Here is a 22,167-nt window from a genome sequence, read left to right as displayed (position 1 = left end):
TGGATGGTTATTCCTATCAGAGCCAATGCGAATCCTCCGATGAACCTTAATGATCCTGATACTGCCATTGGTATGCTTGACTATTATAACAGGGAGCAGTACGGTGACTGGCCGACTATTTACGGTCAAAACTATACCGCTTTCCTTGATGCGAACGGAATTGAGAAGAATGAGGATGGTAGTTTCAAGACTAAAAAAACCGGTGAGATCTACGAAAAGGATGAAAAAACCGGGACCTACAGAAAAACAGGGGACAGGTTCAATTATACATTCAGTCAGTCTCAGATCAGCTTAATGCCAAGAATGTTCAATGAAGACAAAGACGTGATGGCAAACTACATATCCATGTACGGCGCTCCGGATTTCACCTTCAATTATGCCAATGAAGAAGTGGCAGACAATCCACAGGCCAAGCAGATCTTTGATGAGTTGAGAGCTAAATATGAAGACAAATCCATTACGGCAGCCGATTATCTTAAAGTGAAACCTTACAACCTGATCAATGTTCAGAAGCCATCACTGGCTCAGAATATGGATTATTTCATAACCTTCCAGAATGGGTATTACTTCGTAAGATACCTGATGTGGAACTTCGTGGGAAGACAGAATGACCTTGAAGGGAATATGGAAAACACCAAAGGAAACTGGATCTCCGGAATTCCTTTTATAGACAATGCCTTACTTGGAAACCAGGATAAAATGCCGGCTAAATTCAAGAATGAAAGTACGGTTAAATTCTTCTTTTTACCGTTGATTTTGGGGCTGATCGGTTTCTTTTTCCAGCTAAACAGGGATTTTGGAAGATTCTATGCATTGCTTTCATTATTTGTTTTAACGAGTGTCGGAATTATTTTCTACACAGGCGTAAAGCCATTCGAGCCGAGAGAAAGGGATTATGCAATGGTAGGCTCCTTCTATGCATTTGCGATCTGGATTGGTCTTGGAGCCGGAGCTATTTTATGGTTTATCCAGTCTAAGGTAAAATCTAACGGAGCAAACATCGCCTTAGGTGTCATTTTATTGGGCGTGCCTTTTATGATGGGGTTCCAGAACTACAATGTACATGACAGAAGTAACAGATATACTGCTTATGACTATGCTTATTCAGTATTAAAGTCACTTCCTAAGAATGATATTTTATTCGTTTATGGAGATAATGATACATACCCAGTCTGGGCAATCCAGGAAACAGAAAGATTCAGAGATGATGTGAAGGTGGTTAACTTTACCCTTGCTTCAACTCCATGGAACCTGGATCAGATTAAAAGAAAAACATATAATGCAGCAGGAATTCCGAGCGAACTGACTCACGAAGACTACAGAGACGGTGTAAACGACCAGATCTACATGATGAAAAAAGAAGACTGGGAAGGCGTTTTCTCTATGCTTAAAGAACAGGGTGTTCCTGATACTCAGTTTGGAGCTTTCAGAAAATACCTTACACAGGATTCACTGACATTGAAAGAGGCTGTTGATTTTATTAAATTCAAATCTCCTGAAAAGGATGAGCTTCTGAAAATGTATTTCGGGGAAGAGAAATTCGAGAAATACAATATTCTTCCGGTAAATAAATTCATTCTTCCTGTCAACAAAGAAAATGCTTTAAAAGCAGGAATCATCACCCAGGCAGATCTTCCGGATGTTGTGAACCAGATCATGATCACCTACAAAGGAAACACCCTTTATAAAAACAACCTGATCATGCTGGATATGCTGGCTAATTTCGACTGGAAGCGTCCCATCAACTTCTCATCAGGAGGAATCTATGACAGTGAAAATGTTTTCTACCTGAATGAATATCTTCAGTTTGACGGATTCAGTTACAGACTGGTTCCTATCCATACCGCTCCTAATGAAGACGGAGATATGGGCAGGGTAGATACCAACTCCCTCTACAACGTTGTAAAGAACTTCAGATGGGGGAATTTTAAAGATCTGAATACTCATTTTGATGAAACTGCTACTTCAAATATTATGAGCTACAGAATGTCAGCAAGCAGAGCAGCTTCAGCACTGGCATTAAAGGGACAGAAAGCCAAAGCGATAGAATTATTAGACCTTGCTTCAAAAGAAATTCCTGCTGAGAAATTTAATGATCCGCGTTCATTGAGTTCTATGGTCACCGGATATATCATTGCAGGACAGGAGAAAAAAGGACTTCAGCTGGCAGAGCTTCTGAAAAAAGGTATTTTTGAGGAATATGATTATTATCTGAGCCTTTCACCAGCTGATCAGAATTTTGCAAGAAGACAGATGAGATCCAAACCGATGGAGTATTCTCTTGTGGTAGCCGCTGTTACAGATGCTTATAAAAAGCTGGGACAGAACGAAAAAGCTTATGCTTACCTTGTGAAATCTATAGAACCAATTGATAAGAAGTTCAATACTTTCCTCAAAGATCTTCAGCAGATGGGTAAAGAAAAGGCCAGGAAAGAATCTGAAAATATACAGAAGATTTCACCTTTCTACCAGTATTTGTTTGATGTGATGGAGCCTTTTGATTCTACCTATTCAAAAGAGAAGGAGGAACAGATCACCACGGCGATTATTAAAGCAACAGAATAAGGATATTAACAAATATTAAAAAAAACAGAACTTTTAGTTCTGTTTTTTTTGTCATGGGATTCATAAATTTAAGATTATATTTGTGACATTAAAAATGCGTGATGGCTCAAAATAATAGACTCCCAATCTATGCCGTAATTTTTACGGTTGTTTTTAAACTTCTCTTTTTATTGACTCACTATATCCAGGAAGATGCATTCATTACCTGGAGGGTTGCTCAGAACCTGTTGGATTATGGAGTAATAGGTTTCAACGGAGAAACCAAAATTTCAGCTTCTACCACACATCTGTATGTTTTTGTATCCTACCTTTTCAATCTGATCCTCGGTAAAGAATATTTTATTGAACCGCTTTTGGTCTTCAATTCCATACTTTTTACCATAGGAACATTGCTCCTTGCACATCTGACCCTTAAGAATCCGTGGCATAAAGCTATTTTTATATTTTTGATTGGAATATTACCGCCTTCCATTAAGATTTCCATTCTTGGAATGGAATACGGGATACTTTTCTTTCTGGAAATGGCGCTTCTGTATTACGGTTTCAGCAAAAACAAAAGATGGGCAATGATTCTCTTACCCATTTTAATCATGTTTACAAGGATTGATACGGTAATCTTTTTAGGTATTGTCTTTCTTGTTGATGTTTTTTGGAACAGAAAAATCAGATGGCCATATGTTTTCGGAGGAATTTTGGGTGTTTTATCCGTTTTGTCTTTTAACTGGCTGTATTTTGGAGAGCTGGTTAATAATACCATTGTAGCCAAAAAGCTTCTTTATGAACATGATTTCACTTTTGCACAAAATCTCAGTTATTTTCTGGTAAGCTTCGGCAATTTCTGGGGAATGCTTAAACTTCCGGGAAACTTCAATCCGGTCACCATCATTATTCTGATCTTTGAGCTGCTGTGCTTTATTTATCTTGTAAGACAGAGAGAAAAGAGAAATTATTTTCTATGGATGATTTTTATTTTCGGTTGGGTAAAGCAGATTATTTTTATCTCTCAAAAAAGCTTATTCGATTGGTACTACTGGGTGCCCCAGCTTCTGCTTTTTGTTCCGATCCTTATTTTTGTTCTTGAGCAGAAAGAGAAAAGAAATGTATGGCTGTCCTTATTAGCCACATTTTATATAGTTCCGATGCTGGCTTTCCAAACCATACATGCCATTGCAACAGGAAACGGAGAATGGAATTACCGCAGAGAGATCGGACTGTTTTTGGATACTTTCGAAAAAGATAAAAACCAGTGGATTCTTTTGGAACCTGCGGGCTATGTTCCATATTTTTCAGGATTAAAAACGATTGATGAAGTAGGATTGGTAGATAAGCAGATCCAGACAGAAATAAAAAAAGATAAAGCTCATTACTGGATCAATACCGTAAAAAGCAGGAAGCCGAAATATCTTCTTTCCTATAAGAATTTATTTGAAGGAAATGATGCCGTGTATTATGAGACCCATTACAAGCTGATGAAAGAATTCAGGATAAAAGATAATCTGAAAAGCGATAACCCTATCCTGGAAAAAATTTATCATCTTAAGCCATCCGGAACAGATTATAATTTGTATATTAAGAATGATTAAAAGATTGAATAATTCAAGATTTAAAGATTGATGGGAAATAGGGAAGAAACACATTCTTATACCCTAAACCCTGCAACCTAATACCTATTATCTAATACCTGAAAAATGAAATACTGTGCTTTTCTCCGTGGTGTGAACGTAAAAGGAACCAATATGAAAATGGCTGATGTATGCCAGGTTTTTAAAGACGCAGGAATGCTGGATGTAAGCTCAGTTCTGGCTTCCGGAAATATTGTGTTCACTTCTGATAAAAACGCCGGAGATTTAAAGAAGATTTTAGAAAAAGCGATGTCTGACCGTTTTTCTTATGAAGCTTTCTTATTTATAAAATCACAGGAAGAAACGGAGGTTTTCTGGAACAGCATTCCTTTTGGGAAAAAAGATGATCTTCATATTTACGCCTTTGTAGGAAATCCCGGAGTAGAAAATGTTTTGAATGCAGAATTTGAAGCAGCTTCCAAAACTGAAAATGAGAAAGCCGAGATCGTCGGGGAAATATTTTACTGGCAGGTCCCGAAAGGAAATACTTTAGATTCTTCTTTTGGTAAAGTTCTTGGAAAGAAAAGCCTTAAAGACCAGTTCACCAGCCGCAATATCAATACTTTCGAAAAGATCCTGAAAAAAATGAGTTCATAATACCGATTGCTATTCTCGCTGATTTTGCAGATTATTATGTTTTTATTAAATTATGATAACCGATGATTTAATCTTTTCAAAACTTGCTATCTTCCCTAAACCCTAAACCCTAAACCCTAAACCCTAAACCCTAAACCCTAATTCTAATCTTCCATCTCAAATAATTTCCGATTCTGAAACTTTATAAGTATTTTTACTGAACTTTTTAATTTATATAAAAATGATCCAGTATTTAGATAATATCCATCACAAAGATTCAAAAAACTTTTTCCTTATTGCCGGCCCGTGCATCATTGAAGGCGAAGATATGGCATTGAGAATAGCAGAAAAAGTAATCAGCATAACAGATAAATACAATATTCCATATATCTTCAAAGGAAGCTTTAAAAAAGCAAACAGGAGCCGTGTAGATTCTTTTACAACCATCGGTGAAGAAAAATCCCTTGAAATTCTTAGAAAAGTAGGAGAGACCTTTAATATTCCAACGACAACAGATATTCATGAAAATGAGCATGCCGCATTGGCTGCACAATATGTTGATGTGCTTCAGATTCCTGCATTTTTAGTGCGCCAGACCGATCTTTTGGTGGCCGCAGCAGAAACAGGAAAATGCGTAACCCTTAAAAAAGGGCAGTTCCTTTCTCCGGAATCAATGAAATTTGCTGTTCAGAAAATTACAGATTCCAATAACCAGAAAGTAGCTATTATTGAGAGAGGAAATTCTTTCGGATATACAGACCTGATTGTAGATTACAGAGGTATTCCTACCATGAGAGAGTATGCACCGGTTATTCTGGATGTTACGCATTCATTGCAGCAGCCTAACCAGAGTTCCGGAGTTACCGGCGGAAGACCAGATCTTATAGAAACGGTAGCCAAAGCAGGAATTGCTGTAGGAGCAGACGGAATCTTTATTGAGACTCATCCTACACCGGAAACTGCTTTATCAGACGGAGCCAACATGTTAAGATTAGATTTATTAGAGGATTTATTGCAAAAATTAACAAGAGTCAGAGAAGCAGTCTTATAATTTTTTAAGACTTATTTAAATTCAAAAATTTGCTTTCCAGATGTTATATTGAAAAGGAAACTTTTTAAAATACAATATTTGGTTGATTTTAACTTTCAGGATCTGAAATGTTAAATAAAGTTTAAATAAGTTAAAATAAAATTTATATATTCACGTTTGAAATTTTAAAGCATTTCTTTTGAAAAAACTAGTTTTACCACTAAGCCTTATGGTTCCCGTGCTGATTTTCTCTCAAAACAGAAAAAAAGATACTGCGGATAGAGTTACCGATATTGAGGAAGTCGTTTTCCAGAAAAAAGTGATCGGGAAAACAAATGACATTACCAATGTGAAAATCTCTGCAAAAGATGCAAAAGGAATCGCTACCATAGGGGGAGGAATTGAAGGTCTTCTTAAAACCCTTCCTTCCGTAAACTCTAATACCGAATTGTCTTCCCAATATATGGTACGAGGTGGAAACTATGATGAAAACCTTATTTACATCAATGATATTGAGATCTACAGGCCTTTTCTGATCAGAAACTCACAGCAGGAAGGGATGAGCATCATTAATCCTGACATGGTTTCGACGGTCAATTTCTCTGCCGGAGGATTCGAGCCGAAATATGGAGATAAAATGTCTTCAGCCCTGAATATTTACTACCGCGAGCCTGAAAAATTTGAACTTTCCGGGGAAGCAAGTTTAATAGGAGGAAGACTGACAGCAGGTCTGGCATCTAAAAATAAAAAACTGACTGCTTTATTTTCAGGAAGATACAGGAATACCAATTTAGTTCTGAATACACTGAACGAGGATACGGATTTTAACCCTACCTATTGGGATTTCCAGTCTTATATCAACTACCATCTCAATGATAAATTCTCCATGTCGTTCATCGGGTATTACTCGAAGAACGATTATGAAATGGTTCCAAAAGCCAAGAGTGTCACCTTTGGGAGCCTGCAGCAGCCGATTACCGTAAACATTGGCTATGGCGGAAGGGAGCAGGATATGTACAAAAATATGATGGGAACTTTCTCCCTGAACTATAAGCCCTCAGACCAATGGAAGTTTACATTGGACAGCTTTACCTACCAGAACAGAGAAAAAGAATATTATTCTATTGCTTCAAGCTATGAAATCCAGACTTTTGATCTTGTGACAGGAGCTCCGAACCCTTCTTTTGATGGTGGCGGACAGATAGAGCATGCGAGAAACGATCTGTTTGTAAGAACATACGGAACACAGTTCAGAGCAAAATTCTCTCCCAATATCAATACCGATATTGAAGTCGGATTTAAATACGAAAAAGAAAACCTGAATGACAATACCAACGAATGGAAGTTGGTAGACAACGCAGGGTACAGTATTCCACGCCCGATTGATGATCCCCGGACTGGAGAATCGGGAGATCTGGAGCTGTTTTACCAGATCGCAGGAAAAAATAAAATAGAGCCTTCAAGACTTTCTGCGTATGCTCAGTATTCTCAGAAATTTTACTGGGGTGCCAGCAAAGTATTTGTAAATGCAGGAGCAAGAGTTTCAAACTGGAGCTTTAATAAAGAAACGATCTTTTCACCGAGATTCCAGTTTGCGATAAAACCTGACTGGGATACGGACATGCTTTTCAAGCTTTCCGGAGGGATCTATTACCAGGCACCTTTTTATAAAGAAATCAAGGACCTTGACGGAAACTTCAATTCCGATATAAAATCTCAGCGTTCCATGCAGTTAATTCTCGCCAACGACTATGAGTTCTATATGTATGACCGTCCGTTCAAGCTGACTACAGAAGCCTATTACAAGAAAATGGATGATCTGATTCCTTATTATATGGATAATGTAAGAATCCGTTATTCAGGAAAAAATAATGCTTCAGGCTATGCTTACGGAATCGATACCAGATTATTCGGGGAATTTGTTCCGGGTGTAGATTCATGGTTGTCTGCAAGTTATGCGAGAGTTTACGAAAATATTGACGGAAAAGGAAATATTCCGAGACCTACCGATCAGAGATTCAGATTTGCGATGTTCTACCAGGATTATATGCCGAAATTCCCTTCAATGCGCGTCAACCTTACATTGGTATATGCGATGGGGCTTCCAAACGGGGCACCTGTTTTCACGGATCCTTATCAGTATCAGAAAACATTGCCGGCTTATAAAAGAGTCGATTTAGGACTTTCAAAAGTATTCATTGATTCTAAAGACAAGAAAAAGCGTTCCGGTTTCTGGGGTAATTTTGAAGAATTAACGTTAGGCGTTCAGGTGTTTAATGCATTTAATATTAACAATACTGTTGCCAACCAATGGATCACGGATTACAACTCAAGTGTAATGTATCCGGTTCCGGTACGTCTTACAGGACGTTTTTTCAATGTAAAACTTGAATTCAAATTGTAGGATAGAGGTTAGAAGTTAGATTTTAGAAATTAGAATTTGGCCGCCAATAACATGTGCTCAATCTGCGATATAAAAAATAAAAAAGCTTCTGAATATTCAGAAGTTTTTTCATTAGGCAGAATTTTATAACAAGTATACAGAATTTTATAACATCGGTTTCCGGGATATTTTTACCTTTGCCTTATCAATGAAAAAGTTTCTTGCCATATTGTTTTCTGTTTTCTACTTTGGATTTTCTTCCGGAGCGGCTTTCAGTGTACATTTCTGTATGGAAGAATTTGTTTCCGTAAGCCAGAAAACCTCAGATATCTGTGGCAAATGTGGTGTTAAAGAAAAAAAAGGATGTTGTAAGACTGAAATTAAAGTAGTAAAAGCAGATGATTCCCAGAAATCTGATCTGCTGGTGATTAATTTTTTAAGTCAGATCGTTCCGGCTTTAACGCAACAACAGTTTTTCTTTGTTGACAAATCTTTTTCAGCTGCAAAATTTACCCAAATAAGAATCAACGGGCCGCCCGAGTACAGGCCGGTTCCCATCTATATCAATCATTGTCATTTTAGAATTTAAGATCCGTCTGTTGTCTGTAGTGTTCAGATGAGCATTCCTTCGTGGACAACACGGTTCAGCGCATGATGCATGCGTTTCAATTATTCTTTATTAAAAATTAATTCTAAAATTTAAAACAATGAAAAAGTATATCATTACAGCAGCATTATCTTTATTCTCCATTATTTCACTTTCTGCACAGTCTAAAAAAGACGCTCAGGTTTCAAAACTGTATCAGAATTATATTGCCATCAAATCAGCTTTGGCTTCTGATGATGCGGATAAAACCTCAAAAGCAGCAGAAGAATTCATCAAAACAGCTTCAGCGGTTGATTATAAAATCGTTTCAGAAGGTAATCTTAATATTTTAAGAAAAGATGCCACCGTGATCTCGGATGCCCGGAATATTACCGCTCAGAGAGAAACCTTTTCCAATCTTTCTGAGAACATGATCGCCCTGACAAAAGAGTTTAAACTTTCAGAAAAGCCGGTTTACGTACAATATTGTCCAATGGCTGATTCCAGCTGGTTAAGCGATGAAAAACAGATCGTTAATCCTTACTACGGAAAATCTATGCTTTCTTGCGGAAGTGTAAAGTCAGAAATAAATTAATTATTGTATTTTATTTTAAAACAATAAGTTGCATAGCTTGAATTGTAATCAGCTTTAAGCTATGTATCTTTTAAAAAGTTCGGAATATTATGAAAAAACTTATCATATTTCTGGTGCTTTTGTTCTCTGTCTTTACTTTCGCACAAACAGCGAAAACCTATTATACCTGTCCAATGCATCCTGAGGTAGTATCTCCCAAACCCGGAGACTGTCCCAAGTGCAAAATGACGCTGGTAAAGAAAACTGTTGTGGTAAAAACTAAAGCTGTACCACAACCCGAGAAGAAAGCAGTGCAAAAGCCTTCAGAAATTAAGACCAATAAGGATAATGCTAAAATTCAGCCTAAGGCTAAGGTTAATACAAAGCCAAAAGAAGTCAGAAAAAATAAGCCTGAAGTAAAACTTAATCCTAAGCCTTTTAAATCTCAGCCCCAACCCCAATCTGATGTTGTTTACACCTGTCTGATGCACCCCGAAGTCACTTCAGACAAACCGGGGAAGTGTCCGAAATGTGGAATGGAACTGGTTGAAAAAGAAAAACATCAGCATACGGCGGTAGAACCAAAAACAAATCAGCCTGTATTCAAAAGAAATTCTGAAAACGGGAAGGTTACTTTTGGTGGCAAAACAGTGAGATATGATCTCTACGTAAAAGATACGGTCGTCAATTTTACAGGAAAAAGCCGGAGAGCCATTGCAATCAACGGAAAGCTGCAGGCTCCGACCTTATACTTCACAGAAGGAGATACCGCAGAAATTTATCTCCACAATATGCTTAAGGAAAATACGGGACTGCACTGGCACGGAGTGATCCTTCCCAATGAACAGGATGGGGTTCCGTACCTTACTACAAAGCCCGTAACACCCGGGGAAACTCATTTATATAAATTCAGGGTTTCTCAAAACGGAACGTATTGGTACCATTCTCATGAAGCTTTGCAGGAACAGATAGGAATGAACGGAATCCTGGTATTCAATAAAAGAGAAGGCGATCCTAAACCGTCTTATACCAAAGAAATCCCTGTATTATTGGGCGATTGGAGCGATGAAGACCCGATGCAGATCGCGAGAAGGCTTCATATGGCCAATACAGACTGGTACGCCATTAAAAAAAATGCAGTGCAAAGTTACTGGGAAGCCATTAAATCCGGGAATTTCGGGACAAAAGCATTGAATGAATGGAAAAGGATGGAAGCTATGGACGTGAGCGATGTTTATTACGATAAATTCCTCATTAACGGACTGCCAAGCTCTGACTATTCCAATCTGAAAGCCGGCGATAAAGTAAGGTTAAGAGTAGCGAACGGAGGATCGTCCACCTATTTCTGGCTGAATTATGGCGGCGGGAAAATAAAAGTAATAGGAAATGATGGGAACGATGTGGTTCCGGTGGAAGTTGACCGCCTCATCATCGGAGTTTCAGAAACGTATGACATTGAGGTAACCATTCCTGAAAACAAGAGTTTTGAATTCCGTTCCACATCAGAGGACAGGGTAGGACATGCTTCACTGTGGCTGGGTTCCGGTGAAAAAGTGGAGGCGCCCAATCTTCCAAGGCTGATGCTTTTTGAAGGAATGAAAATGATGAACGGCATGATGGAAATGAGCGGGAATATGAAGCCGATGAACATGACGATGGGCAACCAGATGATGGATATGAATGAAGTGATGTATCCTGAACTTTCCGAAAGCCAGAGAAAAATGACAATGAAGCACATGAATGAAATGATGGGAGCTAAAACTAAGGAAGAAGATCAATCTATGAACGGGCATGAAAATCACCAGGGAATGGATATGAAGGAAGAAAAACCGATTAAAAGGCTGTCCTACAATCTTTTAAAATCTCCTGAAAAGACGATTCTTCGCGGTGAAAATGTCAGAGAACTTAAATTTACCCTTGAAGGAAATATGAATCAGTATCTGTGGACGCTGGATAATAAAACAGTCACCGAAACAGATAAGATTTTGGTTAAAAAAGGAGAGATCCTGAGAATCACCATGTATAATAACTCCATGATGCGCCACCCGATGCACCTTCATGGCCATGATTTCAGGCTGATCAATTCAAAAGGAGAATATTCCCCGCTGAAAAATGTAGTGGATATCATGCCGATGGAAACCAATACCATTGAATTTGCGGCCAACCAGGATGGCGACTGGTTTTTCCACTGTCATATTCTCTACCATATGATGGCCGGAATGGGAAGAATATTCAGCTACGAAAACTCAAAGCCCAATCCACAGCTGCCTGACAAAAAGCTGGCCTGGAAAAATTTCCTGAAAGACAATCAGATGATCAGCTCAATGGCTATGCTGGATATAGCAAGCAATAAAATACATGCAGAAACCATGACGATGTTCGGGCCAAGATGGGCCAACCAGAACGAGTTTCATTCCAACTGGGATTTTGACCATTTTGAAGGAAGTATGAAAGTCGGAAGATTCCTTGGGAAATTCCAGTGGGCACTTCCGTATGCCGGTTTCCGAATTCAGAAAAATCATGAGATCATGGAAAGGCAGATGACAGAAGATATGGGAATGGAATTCCATGGAAAAAAATCATGGTTCGGACAGCAAAAAGCTTCAAAAGACAAATATGCTTTCATGGTTGGGGTACAGTATCTTTTACCTATGCTGATTACAGCTGATGCCAGTGTGGATCATAACGGAAAAGTCCTGTTGGAGCTGAGCAGGGAAGATATTCCGATTTCCAGAAGAATAAGAGGAAATTTTTCTCTGAATTCAGACGGAGAATTCTCAACCGGATTGAGATATATTGTACAGAAATGGTTTTCCGTTTCCGGAAATTATGATAATGAAATGGGCTGGGGAGCCGGAATTACCCTAACTTACTAAATGAAGGCTGCCTTATTTGGCAGCCTTTTTTACAGTTTAACCTAAGTTCGGGTTTGGTTACTTTATCCTTGTCAAGGTTTTAAACCTTGACAAGGATACAACGTGTATCAGGCTCACATTTCCAGCCGGATAATCTTTTCTGCCAGTTTCTGATTGGTGATATCAGGAATCAATCGCATAAAGAAATTACGTACGGTATTCCCCTTTTCCCACTGCGAAATTTTTCCGATCTTCCAGCTGGTATTAACAATATAATCTACCTTTTTCCTTCTTATCTTTTGAAATTCTTCAAAAACAGCATTGAAATCTTTGCTGTTCTCCAGTAATCTTCCAATGATATAGGCATCTTCAATAGCCTGACAGGCACCCTGTCCCATATTCGGAGTGATTGCGTGGGCAGCATCTCCGATCAGGCACAGATTCTCAGAATGCCATGATGGAATAGGAGACAGGTCTGTAATATCATTCAGAATAATGTTCTCTTCCGAAGTCGCTTCCATAATATTGAGAACAAGAGGATGAAATTCTTTAAAATTTTCGGGCAGATCAAAATAACGTTTATGCTTATTGTGATTGATCAGAGCGTACCAGTATACCTTTTTCTCTGAAATCTTCACAAAACCGAAGCGCTTTCCTTTTCCCCACATTTCGATGGCTTCCTGATCAAACTGCTGTGGTAAATCCAATGTTACCATCCCGCGCCAGCATTTCTGTCCGGCATTTCGGATAGTTCCAGTATTCAAAATCTGATTTCGGATCCTGGATTTTATGCCATCTGCCCCAAAAATGATGTTACTTTCCGTTTGTTCTCCGTTTTCAAAATATAAAGAATAATTTTCATTCTTTTCGATTCTGCTTAAAGAATGGTTAAGCTTAATATGCTCATAACCAATATTTTCAGCCAGGATTTTATGCAGTTCAGCTCTGTGAATGGCTACATTACAGGAGCTGTATTTTTTTTCCAGCGCAGGAATGCTGGTTTTTGTGATAGGTTTTAAAGATTCATCGGTTATGGAAATTCCATGAATCTTATTTCCCGCATGTTCTATCTTTTCTTTTAATCCTAATCTGTCAAAGATTTGCATGGCATTAACAGCCATCATGATTCCGGCTCCTACAGGTTTTATTTCCGGAGCAGCTTCGAAGATGGTAAAATCATATGAGTGCTGTTTCAGGATATTTCCCAAAGCCAGTCCGCCGATTCCGGCTCCTATAATTGAAATGGTGTTCATCAGAATCGGTTGGATTTTTTAAAAGGTTAAAATATAATTTTCAGATACTTTTTTAAAACCGTATTTATTGAAAAAATGGTGAGCTTCTGTATTGCCGATCCCGCTTTCCAGCATCATAAAGCTGATATTCCAGTTTTTGGATTCTTCCACAGCCTTTTCCAGCAGGGTGCTTCCCAACGATTGCCCTCTGAGCGACTGATCTAAAAGCATGTCTTCCAGTACTGCATAATTTTTGAATCCATGAATGATATTGAAAACCAGCATTCCGATAATGCTTCCTTCATCATTTTCAGCGATCAGGATATTTAATTTTGAAGAATGATCCGGGTTAAAACCAGAGGCAAACTGATGGGTCAATATGGTTTTAAGATCCGGATTCCAGTGGTGAGAATCTAAGGCTCTCCCGGAAATGATTTCTCCGTGAGAGATATAAGAATCTGTTTTATGGGTAATAAAAAAATCGACCAATTCTTCCGTCCGGGTAGTGTCCGTAAGCCATTTTGTGGTGTAATTCATTTTTTATTTCAAATTTTTCAGTTCGTTCAGCAATCGATTCTGTTTGTTGATGAAACTTTCCAGACTGTCAGTTTTCAGAGGATGTGATTTCTGGTATTTTTCAATTTCCGGAAGTGTTTTCCTGATTTTGAAAGCAGTGTACAGATTGGTAATGTCATCACTGTTTTTATCAATCCTGGCGATCAGCTCTTTAACTTTACTGATTCTAAGATCATACTGGTCTGAACTTATTTTGATTTCTTTTTCCAGCTGCTGCTTTAGAAGGGAATCTTTAATGGAAGAAGCCTTATTAAGGGCATCCATATAAAAAGATTCTGATTTATGAAGGGTCTCAGCATACATTGCCTGAACCTTTCTGTTTTCTTCATATAATTTTACGATTTTGTCATCCAGAGCTTTCAGGTTTTTATTATTTTTAATCAATTCGAAATAAATCTTATCGACCATATTTTCGTTACGATAACTTTCAAAAGAACCTGAAACGGATGATTCTGCATTATCCACGGCATTTTCCACAGCCGGAGCATTTCTGGATTTATTTTCTTTGCATGAAAGTATGGAGAGTGCCAAAGCTGAAGCGAAAAGTATTTTTTTCATAAGTTTTTAGATTGGGTTTTATCGCTTATTAGTTGAAGATAATATTAAAATTGTTACAAAAAAAACGGAGCCTGAAACCAGACTCCGCATACATTGTTTTACGCTAAAATTATTTACCTAAATAAGATTTCAGAATCTTGCTTCTGGTATTATGTTTTAGTCTCTTAATTGCTTTTTCTTTAATCTGACGTACTCTCTCTCTTGTAAGATCGAAAGTTTCACCGATTTCTTCTAAGGTCATCGGGTGTTTCCCGTTCAGTCCAAAGTACAGTCTTACTAAGTCAGCCTCTCTTGGCGTCAGAGTATTCAATGCTCTTTCGATCTCAATCTGAAGAGATTCAAGCATCAGATCTTTATCCGGACTTGGAGATTCTCCTGAACGCAATACATCATAAAGATTAGAATCTTCACCTTCTACTAAAGGTGCATCCATGGACAGGTGTCTTCCGGAGTTTTTCATAGATTCTTTAATATCTTCCTCGCTCATATCAAGAACTTCAGCCAGCTCTTCCGGAGAAGGTGGTCTTTCATTTTCCTGTTCAAGGTGAGCGTATGCCTTATTAATTTTGTTGATGGAGCCGATTTTATTCAGCGGAAGCCTTACAATTCTTGACTGTTCAGCCAGAGCCTGTAAAATTGACTGACGAATCCACCATACCGCATAAGAGATAAATTTGAAACCTCTAGTTTCATCGTACCTTTTTGCTGCTTTCATCAGTCCTAGGTTACCTTCATTTATTAAATCCGGTAAAGAAAGACCTTGATTTTGGTACTGTTTAGATACAGAAACTACGAAACGAAGGTTGGCTTTGATTAATTTCTCCAGTGCTGCTCTGTCGCCTGCACGTATTCTTTGTGCCAGTTCTACTTCTTCGTCCGCAGTGATCAGTTCCACTTTACCAATTTCCTGCAAATACTTGTCTAATGAAGCAGTTTCCCTGTTGGTAACCTGCTTAGTGATTTTTAATTGTCTCATCTATTTTTATCCTCAAAAAAGAGTTACTATATATTATACGTATGAAGTGGTAAAAAGGTTACATCAGTTTTAATTATTTTTTAATTTTAGATGTAGAGAGGAAAGAACCAAGAGCCAAGAGCCAAGAGTCAGGAATCAAGAATCAAGAACTAAGATAAGGGACGTTAGACATCAATTATGTTAGTCTCTCCAACAAAAAAGCGGGACTGAAGTCCCGCGTTATAGTGAAGAATGAATAATTAAAAATTAAAAATGCTTGTTATGATTTGAATTATTTACCAGCAACTGGAACTCAAAACTATTAAAACAAATCATTCAACAGTTTGGCCAGCCTCAGTCCTCCGTAAAGAAGCTGTCTTTCAAGCGTATCATTGAATTTATACTGATAATCGTATGATAATTTTGAATCGTTTGGAGTTTGTGCGTAGATCCTATTCGCTATTTTATGAGAATCATATAGCCAGTCTTCTACAGTTCCGGCCTGGATCTGTTTTACTTCTTCCTTAGATTTAATGTCTAAAAGGCGGGCATATTCCGTATAGCTGTATTTCTGTGAATCTACCAACTTTCCGTCCCATACAGAGTGAAGATTGGTTTTGTCCCCGAAATAAGTTACATTGATTTTGTTTCCTCCTAGATCTTCGGCTCTTCCTACGTGAAGGGGCTGGGAAAGGTCTCCCATGATATGGATAAGGAAGATCAGGGCAATTTTCCTGTCTTTTTCAGAAGTTTTTTCGTCTTTAATCTGGCTGGATAAAGTGTTTACCTGTGTATAAAGACTTGGGCCAGCCTGCATCTTCAGGTTTTGGTCAAAAACTTTAAAATCCGTCATGGGATCAATATTTACGTAGTGCCATGATGAAGCCTGCTTCCAGACGCCTGTAGTATCGGATTTGATGAAATCCGGCCAGTTTGCCCAATAGGCAAGATGTTCTTTACCCATTATTTTTCTTATTTCTCTTCTTGCTTTGCCCGACAGATGGTTTTCTGCGATTTCTGCAATAACGCGGTGCCCTGTAAGTCCCCATGCATAAGAATAAAGTGAAGATGAAATGAATGCTAAAATCAGAATTTTAGAATAAATACTTTTCATTATAAATAACATTTTACAAGCTGCAAAGATACGTTCCGCTTTCGGAACCTGCATCAATTATCGTCATTTTCTTATTTCAAAGTATATTAATAAAAATTAATCTGAATAAAGAAATGCAGAACAAAATTCTAAATAGTGTCTAAAATGATGACTAAACAGGTGTAAAAGTCTGCATATCAGCTGATAAAATTAACTTTAAACCCGGAACCTCATACATAGGTAAGTGGTTATTACCGTATTTTTACGGAATTTGTCACGGAATATTCCTTTTAATGTCAATAAATTAGTATTTTTAAAATAAAATTATAGCCAAATTATTTTTTCAAACTTATGAGATATATTATCTTTACAAGTCACAATCACAAGAAACACTATGCATGAGAATAATATTGTAGACATGTATTACAATAAACTGCAGACCGACTTCAAAGCTGAAGCCGTGGCGGTAAATCTTTTGAAGTATCATCGGGCGGTAAGCAATATATTTATAGAACGAATCGGGATCAATGACCGGGCTTACCTTAAGGATATCAAAAGTATTTCGAGCAGCTATTTAGGATTTGATGAGGAAGTGTTCACCATAGAAACCTATAGAGAAGGTATTTATGATTATCTTCCGGAAGGGCTGTTTCATCCGCCGTCTCTGGGAGCTTCCAGAAAGAATGTGGATTCTGTAGTACGTGAGATCCGTAAGCAGAAAAGAGTAGAGGAGGATGCCCGTAAATTTTTCCGTCCTTTCGAGCTGGAAGTTTTTTTTACGGAAATAAGCTCTCTGCTTAAGGAATCTGAATTTGATATTTCAAGCAGTACGGATACGCTTTTGGAAACGGTAAGTGAGCTCTGGCCTCTTATAAAAATGCTTGATAAGCAGAATGCCTATATTTTTATCTATATTTTACCCTTTTTTCATCAGATAAGAGGAGATAAGAAATGGTTTGAAAGATGCATGACCGCTTTTCTTCAGGTGCCGGTGGAAGTTACTTTTGCCCCGAATATTATTGACAGAATAGAAAGAAATGACGATTCCATGTTGCTGGGAAATTCCAAACTTGGAGTTACCTATATTCCCAGCGGAAGACATATGGACGGACAGCGGAACTGGGTAGTGAATATAGGACCTATCCCTTATACAGAAATGAAAAAGTATATTTCCGGAAGCCCGTTCAGAAATATTCTGCAGGCTTTATACGATTATTTTCTCCCGGTAACGGTAGATGTGGAGGAAAATTTTATTACCGAAAAAGAGGAATATTCATTCAGTCTTGAAGACGATGAAAGAAATGCCAGCCGTCTTGGATACTCTACATTTCTCTAAATAATTTATTATATTTACAACTACCAACAAAGTATAAATTTGAAAAGAAACTAATGGAAATTTCATCAGTAAAAGGTATTTTTTTAAGGTATATTTTAATGCCTTTAATCGCGGTGATTTTGATGGTCATTCTTGGGATCATCAGAAGAAACAAACCTGCGATCAAAATTAAAGTAATTATCATATATGTCCTTCTGTGTGGTTTATGTCTCGCATTACCAGGCTTTTTTGGTTTTGCAGGAAACCTTTTTAATCCTTACTGGTACCTTATTGCACAGGTTATTTATCTTATTTTTGGTATTATTCATGTTAATTTACTGCATAAGTACTTCAGAAAGCATATTGACTCTGTAGGTATGAGTATTTTGTTTGAATCCATACTTTCATTAACGTGTATTGCTTTTGGAGGATATCTGTTTACACTGATCTTTAACTGGATCAGCAAAGGCGCAGGCTATGCTGTAATGGCTGCTACAAGTATGCTGATCTTTGTTGTTCCCATGGTATTTTATTACTGTTACGTACAGTTTATAAGCATTCCTTTTGATATCTATAAAACATGGAGATATTCTCCTGACCAGAAACTGCCGGACTTTGAAGGGGCAGATTTTGACAGATTAATGGTATTGAACGTTGAGCTGAGCAAAAACCTTGAAGATTCCAACAGATTCAGGATTAAAGCCAAAACGCTTCCGACGGGAGTAACTTTTGGAGACTGGTTCTACAGGGTCGTGGACGACTATAATCATAAAAATCCAAATTCCATTATTCATCTTTCAGATATAGAAAAAGAGCCTTATTACTGGATTTTCTATACTAAAAAATCATTTTTCAGCTTTAGAAAATATATTGATTTCGACCAGGATATCTCAACGAACAACATTTTAGAAAATGAAGTAGTGATCTGCAAAAGAGTCATCCAGCATGAGGAAGAAGGAGTATTGAAAAAATCATAATCACAGAAAATTTAAAAAGTATTAACTATGATACAGCCTATTAAGCATTTTGCGATCAATTGGGTAGACGGGATGAAAGTTTCCCAGAGACATCTTAATGATCAGGATAATTTTTTAATTGACACAATAAGAGATTCCAGCTCACTGGGAATCACTACATATAACTATGGGCTTTTGCCTATTTCCAACGAGTTTACGGACAAAACAATCTTTGATGTTCATAATACGGCTACCAATGACGTACAGCTTGTTATCAAAAGATGCAGCGCTGTTACCATGGCAGGGTATCGTATAGATCTGAGCGACAGAAGAGTAAGCGTGAAATCACTGGCAAAATCTATGAGCGAGGAGCAGGCGGACGGTGATTATTATATCCTGATTTCTGTAAATCCTTTTGATAAGGTACCTTTTGGAGATATTGACCCGGAGGAAATTCCGCCCCGCCATCCAAACGCACAGCCGAATCATCATATTGAGCTTCTTCCGGTTACTTCACTGAACAGCAGTTATTCCGGAGGAAACTACCTTATCATCGGAAAAGTAGATTTGAGAGCCAATATTGCCCAGGTAGATTCTAATTTTATTCCGCCGTGTACCTCTATCCAGAGTCATCCTGCTTTGATAGATTACTACAGCAGCTATGCCAAATCAATAGGAAATCTGCAGCAGTATGCTTTCAAGATCATTCAGAAAGCATCTCACAAAAACCAAAATACCGCGTTGGCGCAGAACGTGAAGTTCTTATGTACTACCATGGTGAATACTTTTGGAGATATGTATTTCCAGTTCAGAAACATTATTCCGTGGCAGCCGCCTGTATTTTTGATCGAGGCATTTGCAAAATTAGCCCTTCATCTTTACAATTCAACCCAGCTTCTGGTTCCTGCTGAGCTGGAAGAAATGCTGAACTACAGCTTAGAATGGAGTGAAATTGCCCCGCATACCTTACTGAATCAGCTTTCTATCGTAGCAGAAACCAATTATGACCATCATAATTGTGGAGAACCATTATTGTATATCCAGCAGATGCTGCGCAGTCTGGAAATTATTTTCTCTAAATTAAGCGAGCTTGACTATATCGGTCAGAGAAAAGAAAACATTATTGTTAATGAACAGGAAGTTTCTTCAAATACCAATCCGAAAAGAGGCTGGAGTGTTTTAGATTAATAAAAATGATTGAATATAAATCCCGGACTGAAATTTTCGGGATTTTTTTATGTATAAAATATAGAAAGCTGTAGAATATAACTGGTAAGTTTGTTAGTTCACTCAGATAATAATCAATTCCAAAATAAAACAGAACATGGATCTTAATACCATAAGAAAAGACACGGCTGGCTGTGCAGATAAAATATTTTTAAACAGTGCGGGAGGATCATTGATGACGGAAATTGTAGTGAAAACAATGACTGATTATATTTTTTTGGAGCAGCAACACGGTGCTTATGGAGCAGCTGACAGGAGTACGGAAAGGCTTGCCCTGTTTTATACAGAAGCTGCCAGGCTCATCAATACCCAACCCGATAATATTGCTTTTACAGTCAGTTCTACCGATGCTTATGCTAAAGCTTTGTCCAGTATTGAATTCAAAGATGGCGATTGTATTATTACAACCAATGACGATTATATCTCGAATCAGATGGCTTTCTTTTCGCTGCAGAAAAAGCGGGGAGTTAAGCTGATCAGGGTTAAAAGGCTTTCTGACCATGAACTGGACCTGGAAGATCTTGAAAATTTGATTAGAAAGCATAATCCAAAACTCATTGCCGTCACTCATATTCCGACCAATTCCGGGTTGATCCAGAATGTGGAGGGAGTAGGCAAGATCTGCCGCCAGTATGATGTTTTGTATCTCGTTGATGCCTGCCAATCCGTTGGCCAGCTGGTTGTGGATGTTGAAAAAATAGGATGTGATTTTCTGACTGCCACGGGAAGGAAATTTATGCGCGGACCCAGAGGAACAGGGTTTTTATATGTTTCGGACAGGGTTTTAGAAAAGAATATGGCTCCGGTATTTTTGGATATGGCAGGTGCAGAATGGACAGAATTCGATGATTACAAATTGCTTAAAACGGCAAAAAGATTTGAACACTGGGAAACTTCTGTCAGTTCGCTTTTAGGATATGCAGAAGCTTTAAAATATGCAAACGGAATTGGTCTGCAGAATATTGAGAACTATAACAGAAAACTGGCGGAAAGCTTAAGGGAAGGGCTTCATAATAAGGGTTTCAAAATATTGGATCAGGGCAAAAATTTATGCAGTATAGTTACTTTTTGTGCCCCGGACAACAGCATTGAAAATATTTATAAAATACTGAAAGAGAACAATGTGTATTTTTCAGTAAGTAATAAAAGCAATGCACTTATAGATTTTACATTGAAAAATCTGGATAGAGCTATTCGCCTTTCCCCGCATTATTTTAATACTTCCGATGAAATTGAAAGTGTGGTAAAAATGTTGGAATATTGACTTTAAGCCAAAAATCAGGCATGATGTTGCTGGTTGTATAGGAGCTTTAATCTCTTATCACATTCTACCCCAAACAATTAATTCAGAATTTCTTCAAAATTGAACTATAGATTTGTAAAAATGAAGATTTTAATAATAGAAGACGAAACAGAATTGGCAAAAAGTATCTCCGAATATCTTTCCGGAGAAAACTATTTATGTGAGTTTGCAACGACATTTAGTGACGCAATGGACAAAATAGAGACTTTTAATTATGATTGTATTCTGCTTGATATTATGCTTCCTGATGGAAACGGACTTACTATTTTAGAAGAACTGAAAAAGCAAAATAAACAGGATGGTGTTATTATTATATCTGCGAAAAACGCTTTGGATGATAAAGTAAGAGGCTTACAACTGGGTGCTGATGATTATCTTACCAAACCTTTTCATCTTTCCGAATTAACGGCCAGGATCTATTCTATTATCCGCAGAAAACAATTCAACAATTCAAATGTTGTAAGGCAGAATGAAATAGAGATCAATCTTTTAGCCAAAACTGTTTCAATTAATAATAAGACAATTACTCTTACGAAAAAAGAGTTCGATCTGTTGATTTATTTTATAGGAAATAAAAATAAGGTAATTTCCAAAAGCACTTTAGCAGAGCATCTGTCCGGTGATTTTGCAGATATGCTGGACAATCATGATTTTGTATATGCACATGTAAAGAATCTGAAAAAGAAATTATACGATGCCGGATGTGATCATTATCTGAAAACGGTGTACGGAACGGGATATAAATGGGAAAGTAACTAACC

General features: G+C 37.7%; 18 protein-coding genes. 13 read left to right on the top strand and 5 right to left on the bottom strand.

Annotated elements, in window-relative coordinates:
• From AC4IFE_RS08795 to AC4IFE_RS08760, 8 genes are all read left to right on the top strand, one after another.
• On the top strand, positions 1–2,565 hold a 2,565-nt coding region (locus AC4IFE_RS08795; RefSeq protein ID WP_490756434.1), incomplete at its 5' end, for a DUF2723 domain-containing protein.
• Positions 2,566–2,666: 101 nt separating this feature from the next.
• Complete coding sequence (locus AC4IFE_RS08790) at positions 2,667–4,148, top strand: DUF8728 domain-containing protein (protein WP_490756433.1); 1,482 nt, start codon at positions 2,667–2,669, stop codon at positions 4,146–4,148.
• 105 nt (positions 4,149–4,253) lie between these two features.
• Positions 4,254–4,784 (top strand): DUF1697 domain-containing protein, encoded by a 531-nt coding sequence (locus tag AC4IFE_RS08785; RefSeq protein WP_490756431.1) that lies wholly within the window; start codon positions 4,254–4,256, stop codon positions 4,782–4,784.
• 220 nt (positions 4,785–5,004) lie between these two features.
• Positions 5,005–5,814, top strand: a complete 810-nt coding sequence (gene kdsA / locus AC4IFE_RS08780; protein WP_490756429.1) for a 3-deoxy-8-phosphooctulonate synthase — start codon at positions 5,005–5,007, stop codon at positions 5,812–5,814.
• Between the two features lie 178 nt (positions 5,815–5,992).
• On the top strand, positions 5,993–8,197 hold the full coding sequence (locus AC4IFE_RS08775; RefSeq protein WP_490756428.1) for a TonB-dependent receptor plug domain-containing protein: 2,205 nt from the start codon (positions 5,993–5,995) through the stop codon (positions 8,195–8,197).
• A gap of 187 nt (positions 8,198–8,384) precedes the next feature.
• Positions 8,385–8,765 carry an HYC_CC_PP family protein gene (locus AC4IFE_RS08770; protein WP_490756426.1) on the top strand — a complete coding sequence of 127 codons (381 nt, stop codon included), beginning with the start codon at positions 8,385–8,387 and terminating at the stop codon, positions 8,763–8,765.
• 118 nt (positions 8,766–8,883) lie between these two features.
• On the top strand, positions 8,884–9,357 hold the full coding sequence (locus AC4IFE_RS08765; protein ID WP_490756425.1) for a DUF3347 domain-containing protein: 474 nt from the start codon (positions 8,884–8,886) through the stop codon (positions 9,355–9,357).
• A gap of 89 nt (positions 9,358–9,446) precedes the next feature.
• A complete protein-coding gene (locus AC4IFE_RS08760) occupies positions 9,447–12,212 on the top strand; it encodes a multicopper oxidase domain-containing protein (protein ID WP_490756424.1) in 2,766 nt (921 codons plus the stop codon).
• 113 nt (positions 12,213–12,325) lie between these two features.
• Here AC4IFE_RS08760 and AC4IFE_RS08755 read toward each other — a convergent pair whose 3' ends face one another.
• The 5 genes from AC4IFE_RS08755 to AC4IFE_RS08735 all read right to left on the bottom strand — a co-directional run bounded on the left by AC4IFE_RS08755 (position 12,326) and on the right by AC4IFE_RS08735 (position 16,626).
• Complete coding sequence (locus AC4IFE_RS08755; protein ID WP_490756423.1) at positions 12,326–13,444, bottom strand: FAD-dependent monooxygenase; 1,119 nt, start codon at positions 13,442–13,444, stop codon at positions 12,326–12,328.
• Between the two features lie 18 nt (positions 13,445–13,462).
• Positions 13,463–13,960 carry a GNAT family N-acetyltransferase gene (locus AC4IFE_RS08750; protein ID WP_490756422.1) on the bottom strand — a complete coding sequence of 166 codons (498 nt, stop codon included), beginning with the start codon at positions 13,958–13,960 and terminating at the stop codon, positions 13,463–13,465.
• A gap of 3 nt (positions 13,961–13,963) precedes the next feature.
• Positions 13,964–14,557: a hypothetical protein gene (locus tag AC4IFE_RS08745; protein ID WP_490756421.1), complete on the bottom strand. Its 594-nt coding sequence runs from the start codon at positions 14,555–14,557 to the stop codon at positions 13,964–13,966.
• A 109-nt stretch (positions 14,558–14,666) separates the two neighbouring features.
• Positions 14,667–15,533, bottom strand: a complete 867-nt coding sequence (locus AC4IFE_RS08740; RefSeq protein ID WP_002979276.1) for a sigma-70 family RNA polymerase sigma factor — start codon at positions 15,531–15,533, stop codon at positions 14,667–14,669.
• A gap of 301 nt (positions 15,534–15,834) precedes the next feature.
• Positions 15,835–16,626, bottom strand: coding sequence for a S1/P1 nuclease (locus AC4IFE_RS08735; protein ID WP_490756420.1), 792 nt, complete (start codon positions 16,624–16,626; stop codon positions 15,835–15,837).
• A 397-nt stretch (positions 16,627–17,023) separates the two neighbouring features.
• Between AC4IFE_RS08735 and AC4IFE_RS08730 the strand changes: the two genes are divergently transcribed.
• The 5 genes from AC4IFE_RS08730 to AC4IFE_RS08710 all read left to right on the top strand — a co-directional run bounded on the left by AC4IFE_RS08730 (position 17,024) and on the right by AC4IFE_RS08710 (position 22,165).
• Positions 17,024–17,941, top strand: coding sequence for a type VI secretion system baseplate subunit TssG (locus AC4IFE_RS08730; protein WP_490756418.1), 918 nt, complete (start codon positions 17,024–17,026; stop codon positions 17,939–17,941).
• Between the two features lie 53 nt (positions 17,942–17,994).
• Positions 17,995–18,897, top strand: coding sequence for a TssN family type VI secretion system protein (locus tag AC4IFE_RS08725; protein WP_490756416.1), 903 nt, complete (start codon positions 17,995–17,997; stop codon positions 18,895–18,897).
• Between the two features lie 27 nt (positions 18,898–18,924).
• Positions 18,925–20,064 carry a hypothetical protein gene (locus AC4IFE_RS08720; RefSeq protein ID WP_490756415.1) on the top strand — a complete coding sequence of 380 codons (1,140 nt, stop codon included), beginning with the start codon at positions 18,925–18,927 and terminating at the stop codon, positions 20,062–20,064.
• A gap of 136 nt (positions 20,065–20,200) precedes the next feature.
• Entirely contained in the window at positions 20,201–21,367 is a 1,167-nt protein-coding gene (locus AC4IFE_RS08715; protein ID WP_490756413.1) for an aminotransferase class V-fold PLP-dependent enzyme, read from the top strand.
• A 120-nt stretch (positions 21,368–21,487) separates the two neighbouring features.
• Complete coding sequence (locus tag AC4IFE_RS08710; protein WP_490756411.1) at positions 21,488–22,165, top strand: response regulator transcription factor; 678 nt, start codon at positions 21,488–21,490, stop codon at positions 22,163–22,165.
• Positions 22,166–22,167 lie beyond the last annotated feature (2 nt).

The sequence above is a fragment of the Chryseobacterium sp. UF-81 genome (genome assembly GCF_058245105.1).
Note: the sequence above shows the minus strand (reverse complement) of the source record. Positions and strands in the feature narration are given on the sequence as shown.